This window comes from Nitritalea halalkaliphila LW7, from assembly GCF_000265075.1.
GTDB classification, from domain to species: domain Bacteria; phylum Bacteroidota; class Bacteroidia; order Cytophagales; family Cyclobacteriaceae; genus Nitritalea; species Nitritalea halalkaliphila.
Genome location: NZ_AJYA01000023.1, coordinates 1 through 17,164, shown reverse-complemented (window position 1 = coordinate 17,164; position 17,164 = coordinate 1). Strand labels below are relative to the sequence as shown.

13 protein-coding genes and 2 pseudogenes are annotated in these 17,164 nt (G+C 46.6%); 6 read left to right on the top strand and 9 right to left on the bottom strand.

From position 1 onward, the window contains the following. Positions 1 to 71 precede the first annotated feature (71 nt). The 7 genes and pseudogenes from A3SI_RS18200 to A3SI_RS08820 all read right to left on the bottom strand — a co-directional run bounded on the left by A3SI_RS18200 (position 72) and on the right by A3SI_RS08820 (position 9,715). Positions 72 to 211, bottom strand: a pseudogene (locus A3SI_RS18200) (DUF2256 domain-containing protein). Positions 212 to 457: 246 nt separating this feature from the next. After that, the gene (locus A3SI_RS08845; RefSeq protein WP_009055211.1) at positions 458 to 1,498 is read right to left on the bottom strand and encodes a hypothetical protein; all 1,041 of its coding nucleotides are present in this window, start codon (positions 1,496 to 1,498) and stop codon (positions 458 to 460) included. Next, a complete protein-coding gene (locus A3SI_RS18900; protein WP_156810246.1) occupies positions 1,458 to 1,787 on the bottom strand; it encodes a hypothetical protein in 330 nt (109 codons plus the stop codon). Before A3SI_RS18900 ends, A3SI_RS08845 begins: the two co-directional genes overlap by 41 nt. Positions 1,788 to 1,870: 83 nt before the next feature. Continuing rightward, a complete protein-coding gene (locus tag A3SI_RS08840; RefSeq protein WP_009055209.1) occupies positions 1,871 to 2,941 on the bottom strand; it encodes a DUF4221 family protein in 1,071 nt (356 codons plus the stop codon). Positions 2,942 to 4,041: 1,100 nt separating this feature from the next. Continuing rightward, complete coding sequence (locus A3SI_RS08830) at positions 4,042 to 5,358, bottom strand: hypothetical protein (protein ID WP_040670558.1); 1,317 nt, start codon at positions 5,356 to 5,358, stop codon at positions 4,042 to 4,044. A 90-nt stretch (positions 5,359 to 5,448) separates the two neighbouring features. After that, on the bottom strand, positions 5,449 to 9,306 hold the full coding sequence (locus A3SI_RS17375) for a PAS domain S-box protein (RefSeq protein WP_009055202.1): 3,858 nt from the start codon (positions 9,304 to 9,306) through the stop codon (positions 5,449 to 5,451). A 7-nt stretch (positions 9,307 to 9,313) separates the two neighbouring features. Then, the gene (locus A3SI_RS08820; RefSeq protein WP_009055200.1) at positions 9,314 to 9,715 is read right to left on the bottom strand and encodes a hypothetical protein; all 402 of its coding nucleotides are present in this window, start codon (positions 9,713 to 9,715) and stop codon (positions 9,314 to 9,316) included. A gap of 98 nt (positions 9,716 to 9,813) precedes the next feature. Here A3SI_RS08820 and A3SI_RS08815 point away from each other — a divergent pair, with 98 nt between their 5' ends. From A3SI_RS08815 to A3SI_RS08805, 6 genes and pseudogenes are all read left to right on the top strand, one after another. Next, positions 9,814 to 11,472 (top strand): S9 family peptidase, encoded by a 1,659-nt coding sequence (locus A3SI_RS08815; protein WP_238531689.1) that lies wholly within the window; start codon positions 9,814 to 9,816, stop codon positions 11,470 to 11,472. Further along, the gene (locus A3SI_RS20665; protein WP_238531695.1) at positions 11,376 to 11,975 is read left to right on the top strand and encodes an alpha/beta hydrolase family protein; all 600 of its coding nucleotides are present in this window, start codon (positions 11,376 to 11,378) and stop codon (positions 11,973 to 11,975) included. Before A3SI_RS08815 ends, A3SI_RS20665 begins: the two co-directional genes overlap by 97 nt. A 52-nt stretch (positions 11,976 to 12,027) precedes the next feature. After that, entirely contained in the window at positions 12,028 to 13,551 is a 1,524-nt protein-coding gene (locus tag A3SI_RS20660; RefSeq protein WP_238531688.1) for a hypothetical protein, read from the top strand. After that, positions 13,548 to 13,925: a hypothetical protein gene (locus A3SI_RS20655; RefSeq protein WP_238531687.1), complete on the top strand. Its 378-nt coding sequence runs from the start codon at positions 13,548 to 13,550 to the stop codon at positions 13,923 to 13,925. The genes A3SI_RS20660 and A3SI_RS20655 overlap by 4 nt, the downstream gene beginning before the upstream one ends. Then, positions 13,852 to 14,966, top strand: a pseudogene (locus tag A3SI_RS20650) (alpha/beta hydrolase family protein). The gene A3SI_RS20655 and the pseudogene A3SI_RS20650 overlap by 74 nt, the downstream one beginning before the upstream one ends. A gap of 268 nt (positions 14,967 to 15,234) precedes the next feature. Beyond that, positions 15,235 to 16,215: a hypothetical protein gene (locus A3SI_RS08805; RefSeq protein ID WP_156810245.1), complete on the top strand. Its 981-nt coding sequence runs from the start codon at positions 15,235 to 15,237 to the stop codon at positions 16,213 to 16,215. Between the two features lie 10 nt (positions 16,216 to 16,225). On the opposite strand, the gene dtd is transcribed toward A3SI_RS08805, so the two are convergent. Continuing rightward, positions 16,226 to 16,678 carry a D-aminoacyl-tRNA deacylase gene (dtd, locus tag A3SI_RS08800; RefSeq protein WP_009055196.1) on the bottom strand — a complete coding sequence of 151 codons (453 nt, stop codon included), beginning with the start codon at positions 16,676 to 16,678 and terminating at the stop codon, positions 16,226 to 16,228. Then, positions 16,675 to 17,164 (bottom strand): Rossmann-fold NAD(P)-binding domain-containing protein (locus A3SI_RS19325; RefSeq protein WP_040670540.1); only part of this gene is annotated, 490 nt, incomplete at its 5' end. The genes dtd and A3SI_RS19325, both read right to left, overlap by 4 nt.

Here is a 17,164-nt window from a genome sequence, read left to right as displayed (position 1 = left end):
TTTAGTCAAGCATAGCCTTGAACATCGTAAAAAATCATCTTTACCTTTTACTAAAGCAAGCGAGGGAGCATTTACTTCTTCGCTTGTTTATTTCCAGCACAGCGCTTAGAGCAGTACTTGACCTCCTCCCAATTCTTTTCCACTTTTTACGCCAGGTAAAAGGGCGCTGGCATACGGGACACATCTTTTCGGGTAAATGTTGCTTTTTCACAGGAAGGATAACTCCCAATCTCCTGAAAAGGTTTTTACGGAAGAGGGAGCATCCTTTTGGGAGGGCGTGGGAAGCGCCTAGAAAAAAAGTTTTGTATGGACACTTGAACTACTCCCCATCATCAGACGATTTGCTGATCATTCTTAATTGAATTTTCCTTTTGTTTTTCATCTCATAAATGCCTTTTAACACGTCGAACGGATACCGAGATTTAACCCTTTCGATGGGGTGGCAGTGTAGGATGAGTTAATACTCAAAAGGAACTATCTTTTCTGGTACTTGTCCTTTGAGGGGGTAGCGAAACACATCGAAGGATTTTCTCCCTTGCCTTCCTTCATATACGTAACCCTTATCTATGACCAAAGGGAAAAATGAAAGATTGTAAATTGGCTTAACCTGATTGGCATCATCTACCTTATGAAGTGTATAGGTCTTGCTTGCATCATCACCTAAGCCAGACTCCCATGCAAGCAGATAAACCTCACCATATGGCTGATCAAACAGCATTTTCATCTCTGTGTTATCGTTCTTTACGGGAACCTTTGAACGTTGAATTCTACCCTCCTTATCCAATCGAACTAACGTCTTATGCGTAGATGACCAAATGAATGTAACTCCCTCCTTATATCCATAATAAGCGGTAAATGTCTCATTATGTTTACCTATCATTTTACCATTTGGATGAAGGATTACAGTAGTATCTTGTGCCGAAATAAAGCCATAATCAAAAGGTGGATTTTTTGTAAAACCGTATCCCATGTGCCGAAATCTTCTGCTTGGATTAATAATTTTATCACCAGGCCTTTTGATCAAAATAATTTGCGTCCCTGTTTCATTTGGACCCCTTTCTACGTAATCCCGGCCAACAATATAATCTGGATTCAAAAATGTATTCGGAGTATTGATTCCATGCTGCTTCCCGTTATAAAATTCGTAGGCCTCTACTACTTCAAACCGATTATTGGCTGTATTTATCATCAGTGAATAACTTACGTCTAAAGGACTGAAAATGGAGTCATTTACCTTTACAAAACTTTGAGCTGCATCAATTTTCATTTCATCCACTACAAGATTAGCTTTATCCAACAAGTACATCTTCCTTTTCATGGGTCTTTTATTGGAGGCATAGATCAATACCTTTTGTTCACCCATGGGCAAGAAGGAGGTCAGAATACAGTTTTCACAGCCATAAACCAGTTCAGGAACAGCTTCTTGGGCATTAATAGCTGTGGCGACCAGAAAAAAACTATAAATAGGCAGCAGCGTTTTGAGGAGAAAGCGAAACATACGTATATTTTTTAGCGGTAACATCAATCAATATAGGACTAAATGCATTCAAATCGTATGATTTCATAAGGTTGTTTTCATCGATCACGATTTTTAAGTTTGTTTTTGAAATTAATTTTTTCGATTTTTCAAGCCTCTCTTTTGACACCACATTCCCTGAAAGAACCACCGAAATCTCTCGCTCAGTTTTTTCCAGCTGTTCCAGTACTTCATCGACGCACAGTCCACAACTATCTAAAGGCAACAATAAGACCTGATTAGTAGTTAGTTGAAAATTTATTTTTTTCAAGATAATACTCTAAATTTTGACCATATACATATGGGTTGAGGCTATTAGCTTCACATCCTAGAAGAAAAAGAAGGTATATCAATTTACTCCTCTTCCCAGTTAAAGATTCCAAAAACCATTTCATCATCATTTTTCCTTTCATTACTAAATATATAAAGGCCATTTTTTCTTACAAATGTGAACATGGGGTTGTAAGTCTGGGTATCCAAGTCTGTAGCACCGACTACGTTTAACGCTTTATCCATTATCAATATTTTCCACTGAGCATCCAAAGCCGTATTTTTAGTACCCTGAGGATTTATTAAATCCTGTTTTTCCTTCAAAAACCTGTAGTAAACCTGCCTGTAGGGGTCAAAAAGAACTTGCTGAAACCATGCAGAAGAAATATAATGATTGACGAATTGCTGAAAATCAGCGTACCGTTTTACGCCCACATTTTCATACTGCTTCAGTTTGGGATAGTGGTGTTGGACTACATTTGAACTGTCTAGGATATATTCATAAATACTTGGATCGGCAGGAAAAGTAACTAAATACGTGCTTCTGTGCGAATGAGTAAGGGTCGGTTCACGCAAAATATCGTAATAAGCATCTCCTCTGTAAACTTCCGGGTATGCACCGAAGGTAGTTTTCGCTTCATTAGTTACAGGATCCCACACTACAAACTTATCCTTTTTGTAATAGTTGGCCGAGGCGACATCTATATCAGGGTATACAGGCAATATCCAGTTCGAGGTTTCAAAAATGGGTCTTTGCCCTTGATGTGCATAAGCGACCGGGTATAGCTGCGTTCCTTTATTATCTCTCAATTGAACTGCTGGTGCACTAAGTAACTCACCGCGTACATTAAAAACTTTCATCCGCTTACTTCTATCTTGGATCATTACAATACTATCCGAATTGAAGTACCAAAACATATCTAAATCAGCCTCTATACTTCCCGGTCCATCTTCTTCAAAAAAGATGTGACGTATAGGGATACTGTCTCCATCCAATGGGATAAAATCCAAAGAGACCTGCTGTCGATTGAAGCCTAGCAGGTAAGAAATTCCATTCTCCTCGATTACCTGAAAATAATCGTAAAATGGGAGCGTCAAGGAATCAATGGTGATGCTATGCGTGTCTATACTTACCATTTTTTGGGTAAAATTCACATCCCGTTCTATAGTTTCAACAGATTCGATAGCCGCCTTTTCGCCTGAACATGAGACAATAAAAAAAAAGAAAACATATCAATCTTAATTTTTCCATAAGTTAAGAGAAAAGTTGCCTTATCGATGTTAAGTCAAACATTATTTTATAGTACTTCTTCACAAAATACAATCCACTTATATTTTAGACAGTTTGTGAGGAAATATCTTAAATGTATTTTAACTTCAATAAGACAACTATATTAAAGAATTGTTTATTCACTAGATGAAACAGCAGTCACAATGGCTACCACCGCAGCAGCAATTACTACGACATCTTTAGCATCTTGCCAAAAGCAGATTTTTCTGCCTTCGCAAGTTGTTCCTTTTTGTTTACATTTTTCGGCTTGACTTATAGCACAAAATTCTTTTTTTTAGTTGTGGGACATCAGAAGCCATAGTCAAATTACTAAAAGAAAGTCCTCCGAATATTAGAATTCCGCTACATAATAAAGATAATCTTCGTTTCATGTCTATTTACTTTAATGATTTTGTGAATACTTAGTCTTAAGCATAAGACTATTACCTTTCTATTGAGTCATACGGATTGCCAGTCCTATTTTAGCTTTACATTTTTGCTACTAATATAATGTGTGTGTGTAATGCAAGAGTTTATGGAGATTTTTTTTCAAAAATCTATGAATGGGACAACTAGTCTCCATTATCAGTATATTACTTTTGTCTTATCCGTATCCGTACGACGAACCCTGTATTTTCCGTAGGCATGGGATTTTGTAGTCTTGCGAAATGGAAATAAAAGACAAAGAGTTTTACCAGGAGCTTTACCGGGAGTGGCTTAGCTCTGGTTTAAAGAAGTCTGTCCTTGCTGCTAACCGAGTGATTAATCGAACTAACCTCTACTACAGGTGCAAAGAGCTAGAAGTAGTAAGTGAGCCGATATGGCAAGCTGTAAGTGAAATGGTATGGATGAAAGAGAGTGGTTAAGTGATAGTTTTGATCGCGTACAGAGAATCAAGCCTTAGGACCTCTTTAAGCTACTGCCCACTAATTGAGCCAAGTATAGATGCCAATTATAACTCCTATACGTATTTCGTTGCGCCCCCTTAGGGACGCAACCCGATGACCAGTTGCGCATAAGGACTGCGCACATAGGAACCCATCGGCACATCGAGAAGGTCAAAACTTCCGATGGGGAGTTCGAATCCTACATTCACCCCTACGACGACATTAAAAAGCTGGCTTTTAGTCAGTGGAATACCGTAGAGAAAAGAAGTTTCAGGCTTAACCGCCAAACCGCTCGTCCTCACATAGCCATCATGAAAAGGTTCTTCGAAAAGAACTGGGAAATCGGGTCTTTGCTGCGCCAGCAGCGTATAGCGCAGATTCGCATAGCCCAGCCCGAGGAGCCCACCCAGCTCGAAATTCTTCCATTCGAAAAACTTCCTCCCCCCGCTGAGATACATGCGTGCAAAATTCAAGGTATGTGTGGAGGAAGCATTCGCCGTACCGCTGTGCCCAGAATTATAGATGTCTATGGCATACAAAAACTGCTTAGACTCCCCCATGATGCGCATCCCGAAGTTATTCGCCCTGTTCGCTACCGGCTGGAGGCCAGCACCTTCGAGCGCTTCATTTAAGGCCTCTGGCGCAGTGAAATTAGGACCATACAGGAAGTAAACACCTAAGGTCGCATCTTTATAGAAAAAGTTTTGATCCGGCAGCGTTAGGCCCAGGCCCATACGGAAAAAGGCACCACTCATCAGGTTGTTAAAGCTCATTCCAGCCATTTCCCAGGAATTTTCGAAGGGACTGAAAGCATATCCAAAGCGGGTGATGACCTCAAGCATTTCGCCCCTGCCGGGAATAAAGAAGTCATAGCTCGCCTGAAAGCCTATCTCCGTCAGAAAGCCCGTAAGCGCACTGGTTCCACGGTGAATATCCCCATCGCGTAAAATAAAACCCTGCTGGGGCTGGTCGAGAAAGTGCCCGAAAGTCTCACGGGGGGTGTCCCGGAGCATTTGGAAGTTCAGAAACCCCGCACCGAGCGAAAGATAGTGCAAGAACTGAAACCGACCCTCCTCTGTGAGTGCATAGCCCACGTTCGCATAAAAACGGGTGCTACGCTGGTTAATCCTAAAATCGTTAAAAGTAGCATACTGCCCCACGTTTTGGAAGAGCTCGAAGCCCACCAGAAAATCATTGTAGCGGGTTTGAAAACCCAAGCCAAAGTTCATGTAACCGTTCCGTGTTGGGGAAAGGCCTTTGCTGCTCAGCAGCTCATTAAACTCCCTATTCGTGGCCCCTGTGAGGCCGAAAGTCCCGTATACGGTCGACCGATTCGTCAGATCCAGCTGACAAAAAGCCTGAAGGGGCATGAGCATACCCAGTAGCCAAATGTATAAAAGTGTCTTCCTACACATACAGGTGCAAAGGTAAGGGAAAGCAGGGAGATGGCGAAAGGCCTTCAGCATCGACTGGGAAAAAAGCAGGTGATCAGCAGAGGACAGCGCCTAAAGCTGTTGTGCTACCTGCATTAACTTTTTCTTTAACTCCTGCGGGTCGAAGGGCTTACCCATGTGATCGTAAATACCAGCTGCACGGATATCCTGCTGAATATCCACAATGGAAGACGCCGTCAGCGCTATGATGGGAATGTCCGCATAGGGCTTTAAGGGATTCGAACGTATCAGACGCGCAGCCTCAAAACCATCCATGACAGGCATTTGTAGGTCCAGCAGTAAGAGGTCAGCGGATTCCTCTTCTAAGGCCTTTAACACTTCTTCACCATTGTCGACCAAACGAATGTTTCCTACCCCCCAGCGCTCCATAAACTTACGGATCATGAGCTGATTGACCATATTGTCCTCCGCCACCAGTACGCGCAGACGGGAAAAATAGGCCTGATCCTCCTCTACAGCACGCACTTCTTTTGGCTTTTCGGTGACAGTCTCATAAGTGAACTCCAGTAAAAAGCTAAAGGTAGTCCCGCCATAAAAATTATCCTTTACCTGTATATCGCTGCCGTGCATCTCGATCAGGCGCTTGACGATAGCTAGCCCCAAGCCAGTACCTCCATACTTGCGGGTGGTCTCACTGCTCGCTTGCGTGAAGGCTTCAAAAATACTCTCTTTCTTGTCGTCTGGGATCCCGATCCCTGTATCTTCCACCTCAAATAAAAGCTGTACGCTACGATCGGTCTTCTCTTTCAGCACCACGCGCAGCAACACATGCCCCGACTCGGTGAATTTCAGTGCATTACTTACCAGATTATTCAGAATTTGCGAGATACGCGTCGGATCGCCCAGTACCTGCTCCGGAATACCCTCCTGCACGTCTGCCTTCAGCCGTAGCCCCTTCTCCGAGGCCGTGTAGGAATAGGAACGCACGATCTTCTGTATGTTGTCTTTCAGCTGGAAGGGAATGTGCTCCAACTGTAGCTTGCCGCTATCGATTTTATTAAAATCTAAAATATCATTAATGAGTGCCATAAGATTTTCTGCCGAAAACTGTAAGGTCTTCAGGTTTTCCAGTTGGTCCAAGCGGGGATTATCCTGCAGCAGCAAGTGAGAAATGCCAATCACCGCATTCATCGGCGTCCGAATTTCATGACTCATGATCGAAAGAAACTGCGACTTCACGCGGAGGGCCTCCTCTGCCTTGATCTTGGCATAGTAAAGGGCTTTTTGGGTCTCCTTCAGATGGGTGATATCGCGAGCCACCCCCATGTAACTGGTTACCTCCCCGTCTTCCCCATAGACTAATTTCCCATTTGAACTCAGTACCTTCAGAACCCCCTCTTTCGTGCGGAGCTTGAATTCGAGGAACTGGTGCTGTGCAAAGAAATCGTAAGGGTCCACTGCATCTAAAGATTGTTCAAACACCTCTCGATCTTCTTCACTAATCAGCCGCAAAATAGAAAGCCCGAGCACCTCCTCTGGGCTGTACCCAAAATACTGCGTCACATTCGGAGAAATATAGGAGAGGCGTAAATCACTCGAAATCGAGAAAATAATTTCCGTCGATTCCTCCACCAGCGTACGGTACTTGCTCTCTGACTCCTTAAGCGCCTGCTGGTAGGTAAACTCATGATGGATGTCGCGAATAACCACCAGCATGGATTGCAACTGATTTTTTTCTATAATTGGATTGCAGTACGCCTCGTAGTACCTCTCCTGATGGCTAAAGGTGATCACCTTCATCGCCTGATTGCGCTGGCTGCCTTTGACTGCCTCCTGCAGTGTAGCCCAGTGAGCACCCTGGAAATCCGTCATGGCACGCCGCTCTAATGCCCGCGTATCCGGTTCCCACTCCTGTAGGACGCTACCCTCTGCCACTAATATTTCCAGTTCTGGGGTAAGCAGGAGCACGCCCGTTCCGGGCAAATTAGAAGCGAGCAAGCGGTACAGACGCTGCCCTCTTTCCAGGGCCTCTCGGTATTTTTTCTGCTCTGTGATATCCTGGATAACCCCCTCATGGAGCACCATCCCCGAACCCTGCTGCAGCGTATTGGTGGATTTATCGGAAACCCAGATATAGCGTCCATCGGCACATCTCAAGCGATATTCGCCTGAGAAAACCATGTCCTCGGCACGATTTTCACTGGAATAAAAAGCCTCTATAGTAGGACGGTCCTCTTCATGCACCAAGTCCAGTAAACTCACACCGGCATCCACTAAGTCCGCAGCACAGTATCCGAAATGCTGCACATTTTCTGTTATGTAGGTAATCCTAAAATTTTCCGCTGGATTCACCGTAAATAGAATGGCCGTAGAATTTTCCACGATCGTTTGCGCCTGCCGCGCTAAGGCTTCTTGCTGGCGCAAAGCCGTTAAATCCCGCATCACAAAGGAATAGCCGATAGGATCACCGTCTTCATTTCTTAAAAGAGAAGCACTTAACTCTACCGGAATCTCCTGCCCCTCCTGGTACCAGCTTAGAAAGCCCTTCCATACCTCATGCAGCTGTAGCTGCTGCTGAATGGCTTCTAAAGTTCCTTTGCGCAGCGTAGAAGGCTCTAAAAGTTGATCTAAGGAAATCTCCGCATCCTGCTTAAATGCCCGATATAAAAGATGAAAAGATTCCGCCGCCCGGTTGAGATAAACCAGCTGCAACCCCACATTCGTCACGAAAATCGCATCATTCACCTGGGTCAATACCTGCGACTGAAAACGCAGGTAACGTTCTGCTTGCTGCTTATGGGTCACATCTAAACAGTAGCCATACACTTCATTATGTGAATTTTCTAGCGTATCCCCTCTTTTAACGAAGTACTGCACATGCTTAAATTGACCCGAAGGTGTCTCCAGCATAAACTGTCCCGAGCTCGTCAGATCCCCCTGCACCGCGGCCACCAGATGCCGCAGAAAAGGTGTCTTGCCCTTTTCCGCTATCATCTGAGTGAAATGCTGAATCGGAATGGAATCCTCTTTCTGCTGCAGCTCGAACAACTGGCGCAGCCCCTCTGAGAATGTAAAACGCTTCGTGATAAAACTATAGCGCCAAGAGCCTGATTTCGCGATTAGCTCGGTACTCGCCAGAAGACTTTCATTTCGCTTTAACTCGCTAATCATACGGCCCTTCGTTAAGCCCGCCGCATAAATATCCCCCAGCTGGCGAAGGACGTACTCATCTTTTTCTACCCAGTCTCGCTTTTCCCGAACAGCATCTAGTCCAAAAAAGCCAATCAGCTTATTCTCCGAAAAGATGGGAATCAGCATCACCGATTTGATGTCCTGTGCCTTATAGACCTCCTGCTCATACTGAAACAAGTCATCCATATGCTCTACATCAGGTACGATAAATACATCTCCGCGTGCCAGCGTTACCATCGTGAGCAAGTTCATTTCGTAGGGCAAGTGTTTCAAATTATGAATCTCCGGGGCGATGCCTTCCGCTGTCCACTCGTATATGTTTTCCATCTCCTGCAGCTCATGATGGATAAGAAAAATATACGTCCGGTCAGCCTGCTCATACTCCCCTAACATCCGTAAGGACTCCTGATAAATCAGCGGTAAGTCCTCTGCATTGGCATTCACGAACTTCGTGGAAATCTTATTAATCAACTGCTCTAAGGCATACCGCTTCTTCAGTGAGCCCTCTGTCTCCACAAACGCCGTCGTCTCACTTCCCGAAAACAAAATCCCCCGAACGGTCGGATCATGGAGCAAATTAGTCGCCACGCTCTTCACGAATAAAGGACGTTCCGAATTATAAAGTACCCAAAAATCCACTTGCACCTCATGTCCAGGCCCTCCCTCTAAAATCTCCTTCAGAGAGCCCTTCGTCACCTGAATAATGCCTTTCTCCTTCAGGTTAAAAACAGACTGATCCTCCAGCATCTTTTCCTCTACGCCAAGCCGCTTTTTCACTGCTTCGTTAAGGAATAAAAAAACGCCCCTCCTCATCCACGATTACCAGCATCTCGCGGCTGTACTGCACGAGAGGAAGCGAAATTCGCTTCTGTTCGTTTTGGATACGCAGCTTTTTATCGTTTACTTTAACCAAAAATAGCCCCTCTCCGGCAGCGTGTAGGGAGAGCTCCATCTCATCTTTAGATGCCTGATCTCCCCCCTCCGCAGAAACATCCAGCGCCGGATAAGCCGCTATGCGCTGCATAATAAGCTGAGCGAGCCGCGAACTCCTCTCCTCCGAAAGCTGCAGCAGGTACTGCTCATACGCTTTATTAGCGAAGCGCAGGCCTTCAGGGCCAAAAAATGCTACCGGACAGGGATTTTCGCCAAATAACACGAAAAAATCCTCTTGATCAGAAATCAACATGATAGAGAAGCTATTTTTATTTTATTTCCGTTTACCCTAAGAACACAAAGGCTTAGTTACCGAATTATCCGACAATATAACGTAATTCTATAGAAACCATGCAACATCTCAGCAGTAGATTACTCATTCTACTTCTCTTTTTCGGAACTTTTTTCTCGGCCTTCGGCCAAAAAGAACCCGTTAACATCTCCGACCTCACCAAAATCGTTACCACAGGGTCAATTTCCATCAGCCCAGACGGAGAAAAAGCCATCTTCGTAAAAAGCTTCATGGAAGAAGAGCAGGGCAGCTTCACCTATAAGCGGCAGCTCTGGATGATGGACATGAAGCAGCCCAATACCATGCGGCCCATCAGCTCACCTACGGCAAACAGCAGCGGAGCCAGCTTCTCCCCCGACGGAAAAACCCTCGCCTTTACACGCGCCTATAAGGGCAAAAGCCAGATTTGGCTGCTCCCCCTAAACGGTGGAGAGGCGCAGGTGCTCACCGATGCCAAGTACGGCGCCTCCAACCCGGTCTGGTCGCCTGACGGCAAAAAAATCCTCTTCTCCAGCACCCTTCCGATGTGGGCCATCGAGGGGGAGCCCGACTGGGAACACCAGCGCCCCGGAAGGAGCTTTGGCGATGAGCCAGACTACCGCGCCATCCAAGCAGGACTAGCCAAAGAAGAAGTGAAGCCAAATGTGGACGGTGACCTGGCCGAACTGCGCGCCTGGCTGGCGAAAAATGCTGCGAAACAGGACCCTAAAGTCATCGACAGACTTAATTTCCTCGGCGAAAAAGACCTCAGCCCAGACCTGTATTTTTCTCATCTTTACACGATTGACTTAGAGTCAAAAACAGAGACCACCCTGACTTCCGGCTTCCAAAACTACTTCGGAGCCACCTGGTCGCCTGATGGAAGCTACATCTTGGCCTCCAGCCTAAAAAATGAGCTCCACCCCGACTTCACCCAGCATACCGAGGTATGGAAAGTGGACCTAGCCACTCAGGAAGCCTCTGTTTTCTTTGCCCTAGAGGGCTTCCGCGTAGGCAATCCCAACTTTTCCCCAGATGGAAAAAGTATCTTGGTAAGTGGCCAAGAGATCGATGAGCCAAGCTATAACCAATCCATGATCGGAGTCCTCCAAGCGAATGGCAGCGGGTTTAAGTGGCTCACCGAAAGCCTGGACCGAAGTGTCGGAAGTGCCAAGTGGAGCACCGACAGCAAAAGCATCTATTTCACCGCAGCCAATGAGGGAGGCTTCTCCCTATGGAGCGTGCAGGCCAGCAATGCCAAAATCACTCCGCTGATCACGGGACAAGTGGGCGTCGGCAGTTTTGACCTCCACGGAGACCGCCTGCTGTATGCCTTTACGGAGGTGAAGAACCCTTCTGAGCTTTATCTGGCGGATAAAAATGCGAAAAACGCTCGGCAGATCACTCGTTTTAACGAAGACTGGCTGGCGACAAAAGAAATTTCTTTCCCGAAAGCACATCGGCTAAAAACAGACGATGGCTTCGAAATCGAGTATTGGGTGATGGAGCCTGTCGGCCGAAAACCAGGGGTGAAATACCCTACCGTCCTTCAAATGCATGGGGGGCCTAGTGCTATGTGGGGACCGGTGAAGGCTCTATGTGGCATGAATTCCAAGTCATGGCTGCGAAGGGCTACGGTGTCGTGTATGGCAACCCAAGAGGCTCTGGCGGATATGGAAAAGCCTTCCAAAAGGGGAACTTCCAAAACTGGGGAGATGGCCCTGCATCCGATGTGCTGAGCGCCCTCGATGAGGCAGGAAAAACCTACGACTGGATCGATGAAGACCAGCTGTTCCTTACAGGAGGATCCTATGCCGGCTACTTGACCGCTTGGATCGTCGGGCATGACCACCGCTTTAAGGCGGCCTTTGCGCAGCGCGGAGTCTATGAACTCACCTTTTTCCTGGGAGAAGGTAATGCGTGGAGACTGGTGCCTAACCACTTCGGCTATCCCTGGGAAGAGGGCGTGAAAGAAATCATGGACTACAACTCCCCTCAAACCTATGTGCAAAACATCCAGACACCGCTCCTGATAAAGCATGGAGATGTGGACCTTAGAACGGGCGTGCGCCAAAGCGAACTGCTCTATAAATCCCTGAAAATCCTCGGTAAGCCGGTCGAATACGTGCGCTACCCGGATGAGGGGCATGAGCTCTCCCGCTCTGGGGACATCACACGCCGCATGGATCGCATCGGCCGCATCATCGAGTTCTTCGAGCGTTATGTGCAGCATCCCAACTAACCGAAAAATTTACTACTCTTATTTGCTTATGAACTACATGCCCCGAAGAAGCATGCTTGCCCTCCTACTTGGCCTCTGGCTGAGTATGGGGGCTTTTGCACAAGAAAAGGATACGCCGCGTCCGATGACCTGGCAGGACATTCCCTCCTGGAAAGCCATGAACCCGAATGCGGTGAAAATCAGCCCCGATGGGCGTTTTGTCGCCTACAGCATCTCGGAAGTGGATGGAGACGCGGAGCTTATTTTACATGATGCCTCTAAAAAAGAGGACATGAAAACATTTAAAATCGGCTCCAGCAACTTTCCCATGTTCGAGTTTTCAGAAAACAGCCGGTATTTTGCTTTTAAAGTCTATGAGGACGATAAAAGTAAAAAAGCAGCCGCTAAAAGTAACGGCAAAGGCAAGCCCGATAAGCTCACCATTCTGAATCTAAGCGATCTGAAAGAAACCTCGATCGATAAGGTGACGAACTTTTCGTTCAACAATGAAAACGGAAACTTTATCGCGATCAACTTGCTAAAAGAAGGGAGCGCGGGCGACGGCAAGGGCTCTGATCTTCTCCTCATGGAGCTGAGTACGCAGAAAAAGCTGAATCTGGGCAATGTGTACGAGTACAGTTTCAACAAACCCGGGACGCACCTAGCCTACTTGGTAGATGCTGCGAATAAAAACGGGAATGGCTTGTATCTACTGCAGCTGAGCAGCTGGACCACGCAGGTAATCGATAACGATGAGGCTTCCTATAAGTCGCTATCTTGGAATGAGGAAGGCGATGCGTTAAGCTTACTTAAGTTTATAAAGGATAAGAAATACAAGCAGGAGCACGGGATCGCGATGGGCCTTACGGCGCTAAACGCGCCAAAGCTGACGCAGGTAGATCCACGGGAAATCGATGCCTTAAAATCGAGTGGCATGACCATCAGCCCGAACCGCAGACCGAGCTGGTCAGAAGATAAGACACGCCTGTTTTACGGCTTACATCGCCTCGAAAAAGCCGAGGATGCACCTGAGAAAGAGGACAAGGAAGGAGAGCAAACGATCGATCGCGATTCCTTAGAACGCGTGATGATCGAAAAACTGCGAAACGACGAATCTATCGCGGATATTAAGGCTTTGCGCGAAGCGCTAGCAAAAGTAGATACCTTAGATAAGTCCAAGTCAAGTCCGAAGCCAAGAAGAATGAGGCCAAGAAACAGATATGACCATCTGCACTGGGCAGATAGCAGGCTGCAGTCGCGTCAACAAATTTTAGAGAATCAGGATAAAAACCTGAGCTATTACGGCATGTATCGCGTGGCGGACAAGCAGCATATCACACTGAATGACAGCACGATGAAAGACCTCAACTTACTGCCCAAGCAGCACTTCGCGATGGGCATGGATGAGCGTGCCTATGAGTTACAGAGCAATCTGGACGGCCAAAACTTCCGTGATATTTATAGTGTGAACCTACAGACGGGGGAAAAGGTACTTCGTTTTGAAACTTTTACCTCCCTACCTTCGCGAGCCTACCGAGAAGCTCTCCTGACGGTAAAAAGTGGCTTTATGGCTTGGAAGGGCACTTTTACGTCTTGAACCTCGAGTCAGGGCAGACGACCAAAGTGACGGAAAGTTTACCTGTTTCATTTATCGATACTGAAAATGACAGAAACGTGTCAGACCCTATGCATACGCCTCTAGGCTGGAGTGCAGACAGTCAGTTTGTGCTGCTTCGTGATGGCTGGGATATTTGGCAGGTACCGGTTACAGGTCGTGGATCAGCGATTAATTTAACTGTGGATGGCCGTGAAAAAGGCATTCGCTATCAGGCACGCTATGTGTTGGACATGGAGGAAAAAGGAATCGACCTCAGCCAGCCGCAGTACCTGCGCATGTATGGGGAGTGGACGAAAAAAAAGTGGTGTAGCCCGCCTAAATGCCAGCCGTCGTGGCCTTGTAGCAGGTCCTGAAGTGCTGCTTTGGGAGGATGCCGCGATTTCACGCGTTTCCAAGCCGAAAAAAGCGGATATGCTGAGCTTCAGCCGTGAAAACTTTCAGGTGCCGACGGAAATGTTTTTGGCGGATATGAACTTGAAAAATGCAGTCCAAGTGACGAAAAACGCCCCAGATAAAGATAAATATGTGTGGAGCTCGGGCGTTCGCTTGGTGGATTACACTTCAGATAAGGGGGCTAAACTGCAAGGGGCGCTCTTCCTACCTGCTAATTATGAGGAAGGTAAAAAATACCCTACCATCATCTATTACTACGAAAAGCTATCTCAGACGCTTCACAACTATGCTGGACCGAACTTCTCAGGGACAGGTTGGAACCCTGCCATTTACACCTCTAATGGTTACGCGGTCTTTATTCCAGACATCGTTTACACCCTAGATGACCCGGGAATGTCGGCTGTATGGTGCGTTCTTCCGGCTGTCGATGAAGCGATTAAAACCGGTGTGATCGATGAAAACCGTATGGGATTACATGGACACAGCTGGGGTGGTTACCAAACCTCTTTCCTTATCACCCAAACGCCACGCTTTAAGGCCGCAGCTGCTGGGGCACCACTAACGAATATGATTTCCATGTATGACCTGATTTATTGGAACACAGGTAGCGGTAACATGAGCATTTTCGAAGCCTCACAGGGTCGTTTCAGAGGCGCGCCTTGGGAAAACTGGGAGTCGTATGAGCGCAACTCCCCTATTTACCACGTGAAAAATGTGGAAACGCCACTCCTCATGTTGCATAACGATAAAGATGGAGCCGTGGATTTCACACAGGCATCGAGTATTATAATGCTTTACGCCGTCTACAAAAGCCCGTAATCATGGTGCAGTATAAAGGTGAAAATCATGGTTTGGGCAAACTAGAAAATCGAAAAGACTACAGCGTCCGCATGCTCGAGTTCTTCGATCACTTCTTAAAAGGTGAGGAAGCGCCAGAATGGGTAACAGATGGAATTCCTAGACTACAGCTAGAAGAACACCTTGAAAAGCGTGCATTCTAACATTATTGAACTATTTTGGTAAAAATTATAAAAATAAGGCCTTATAGTCGTGAAAAATACCTAAAATTAGGTATTTCTAATTCGAGGTCTCTGGCGTATTTTTGTAATACTTAAATGAATTTAAGTAGGTGTTTAAGTTTCGAAAAGCCTCCACACTCGTGGGGGCTTTTTTTTTATCGGGGCTTTCAGTAGCTCACAAGCGCGAGACATAGTTCGTGGGAATCAAGTAAGAAAAAGATCCTGCTTTCCATAAACTAAACCTACATGTATGGGTTTAGGAAAGCATACCTGTAATCGTTTACACCTATGCATGCTTCCTCCCGTATATACCGAATTTCATGTACCGTGCTGCTCCTTTTATCTTGGATTTCCATTAGTGAGGCTCAGCAGTCTCAGTGATCGAAATCTCATTATAAATCCCCTCGCTGACAGCACCTCCTTCCCAGAGAACAAACGAGTCTCCGTGCACATGCACTGCAGGCTGGCGGGATTTGGGCGCTATACCGGACTTTCCGACGATGATCATGAATGGTTCCACGAGCTGGGAGCGAACATCGAATTGATTCGCTTTTCCAACAGAAGCACACTTTCCATCTACACCACGATCGAATTTATCGCAGATCCCTTTAACCGGATCACCTTTAACCCCAGGGCCATTTGGTGGTCGGAGGGCTTTATTTATTCTTTAAAAACGGCGGAAGATCGCTTTTGGCAGTTTAGCTACCACCATCGCTGCAAGCATGACATCGATAATCTTTCGATCGGTGAAGAGCGCACACTTATTTACGGCAGCTTTCGGGCAGAACATATCCGCACCTATCAGCTGCCGAAGCGGCGCGAGTTGTGGCTGAGTCTCGGAACGGACCTTTACAGCATTTTACAAGACACGCGCGACCCGATAAATCCAGTACCTGAATCGCTCAATCAAGAGCGGCTCATCGCCTCCACTTCCTTAAAAGCACACTTCCTACTGCCCTTTAAGGATGAGCAGGTGGCATGGTTTGTGAACACCTACGTGCAGCCCAATCTATTCGGTCAGGAAAAGGGCTTTACGAATCGCTTTCGGGAAACCGCTGAATTTAATGTGAATGCTGGCGTAAGTACGGGACTCATGCTTAGGGGCGCTGCCCAAATTAGACTGTTTCTCGACTACGAGTACCTGAATGACACCGAAATCCCCATTCAGCCACGTCATGCACACCTTCTAAAGTTTGGCATTAGAGGCTTGAGTGCCAAAGGTATCCGATAAAAAAGAGTCACTATACGCGGTTTTTGGAGTCGATATGCAAGGTAACCGGACCATCGTTCAGCAGGCTTACTTGCATATCTGCCCCGAAAATCCCTTTGGCCACAGGCCCTCCCAGATGCCCTTCTAAAGCCGTGCAAAAGTCTTCATAGAGTGGTTGTGCCTGCTCGGGTCGAGCGGCTTTGATATAACTCGGACGATTACCCTTTTTCGTGCTGGCATGCAGGGTAAACTGTGAAATACAAAGGATTTCTCCGCCTACCTCCAGCACACTTTTATTCATAACTCCCTGCTCATCGGCGAAAATACGAAGCTGGCAAACTTTCCGACTTAGCCAGTCCACATCCTCGGCAGTATCTGCTGCCTCTATTCCGACGAGGACGAGCAACCCTTGTGCAATAGCCCCCACGGTTTGACCGGACACCTCTACTTTCGCATGCTGCACACGCTGAATCAATACGATCATGGTGTAAACTGGTGCATTTCCCGTGATACAATTATTTTAAAAGACGCCGGACGCTTCTCGAAGGCATGGATCAACATCCCGCGTGCAACTTTAGAGGCCTCGATTCCCCGAAATGAATCTCCGATCCGCAGCCACTTGAGCGGAAGCATGGCATACATGGCCAGAGACTCTCCGAATCGGAATTCATCCCGATCACCTAAAAGTAGGCTGGGACGATGCAGCAGCAAATGCGGAAAGCCTAATTCCTTTAATTTGGCCTCCGTCTCCCCCTTGATCCGGTTGTAAAAAACCTTTGACCTGTGGTCAGCACCTAAGGCAGAGACATAAGAGAAGGTTTTGGCCCCCAAGCGCAAGCACAGTTTTCCGAAATCAAGGACAAAGGTCTGGTCGATCTGTCTAAATTTCTCTTGCGAACCTGCTTGCTTAATCGTGGTGCCTAGGGCACAAAAGGCATGTAAGGCTGCACGGCCCTCTGAGACTGCCAAG

Bases quoted from the DNA above. Each gene is read 5' to 3' on its own strand.
- A3SI_RS08845 (WP_009055211.1), bottom strand. From the start codon at position 1,498: ATGTTTCGCTTTCTCCTCAAAACGCTGCTGCCTATTTATAGTTTTTTT.
- A3SI_RS08820 (WP_009055200.1), bottom strand. From the start codon at position 9,715: ATGTTGATTTCTGATCAAGAGGATTTTTTCGTGTTATTTGGCGAAAAT.
- A3SI_RS08815 (WP_238531689.1), top strand. From the start codon at position 9,814: ATGCAACATCTCAGCAGTAGATTACTCATTCTACTTCTCTTTTTCGGA.
- A3SI_RS08830 (WP_040670558.1), bottom strand. From the start codon at position 5,358: ATGTGTAGGAAGACACTTTTATACATTTGGCTACTGGGTATGCTCATG.
- dtd (WP_009055196.1), bottom strand. From the start codon at position 16,678: ATGATCGTATTGATTCAGCGTGTGCAGCATGCGAAAGTAGAGGTGTCC.
- A3SI_RS08805 (WP_156810245.1), top strand. From the start codon at position 15,235: ATGGGTTTAGGAAAGCATACCTGTAATCGTTTACACCTATGCATGCTT.
- A3SI_RS20660 (WP_238531688.1), top strand. From the start codon at position 12,028: ATGCTTGCCCTCCTACTTGGCCTCTGGCTGAGTATGGGGGCTTTTGCA.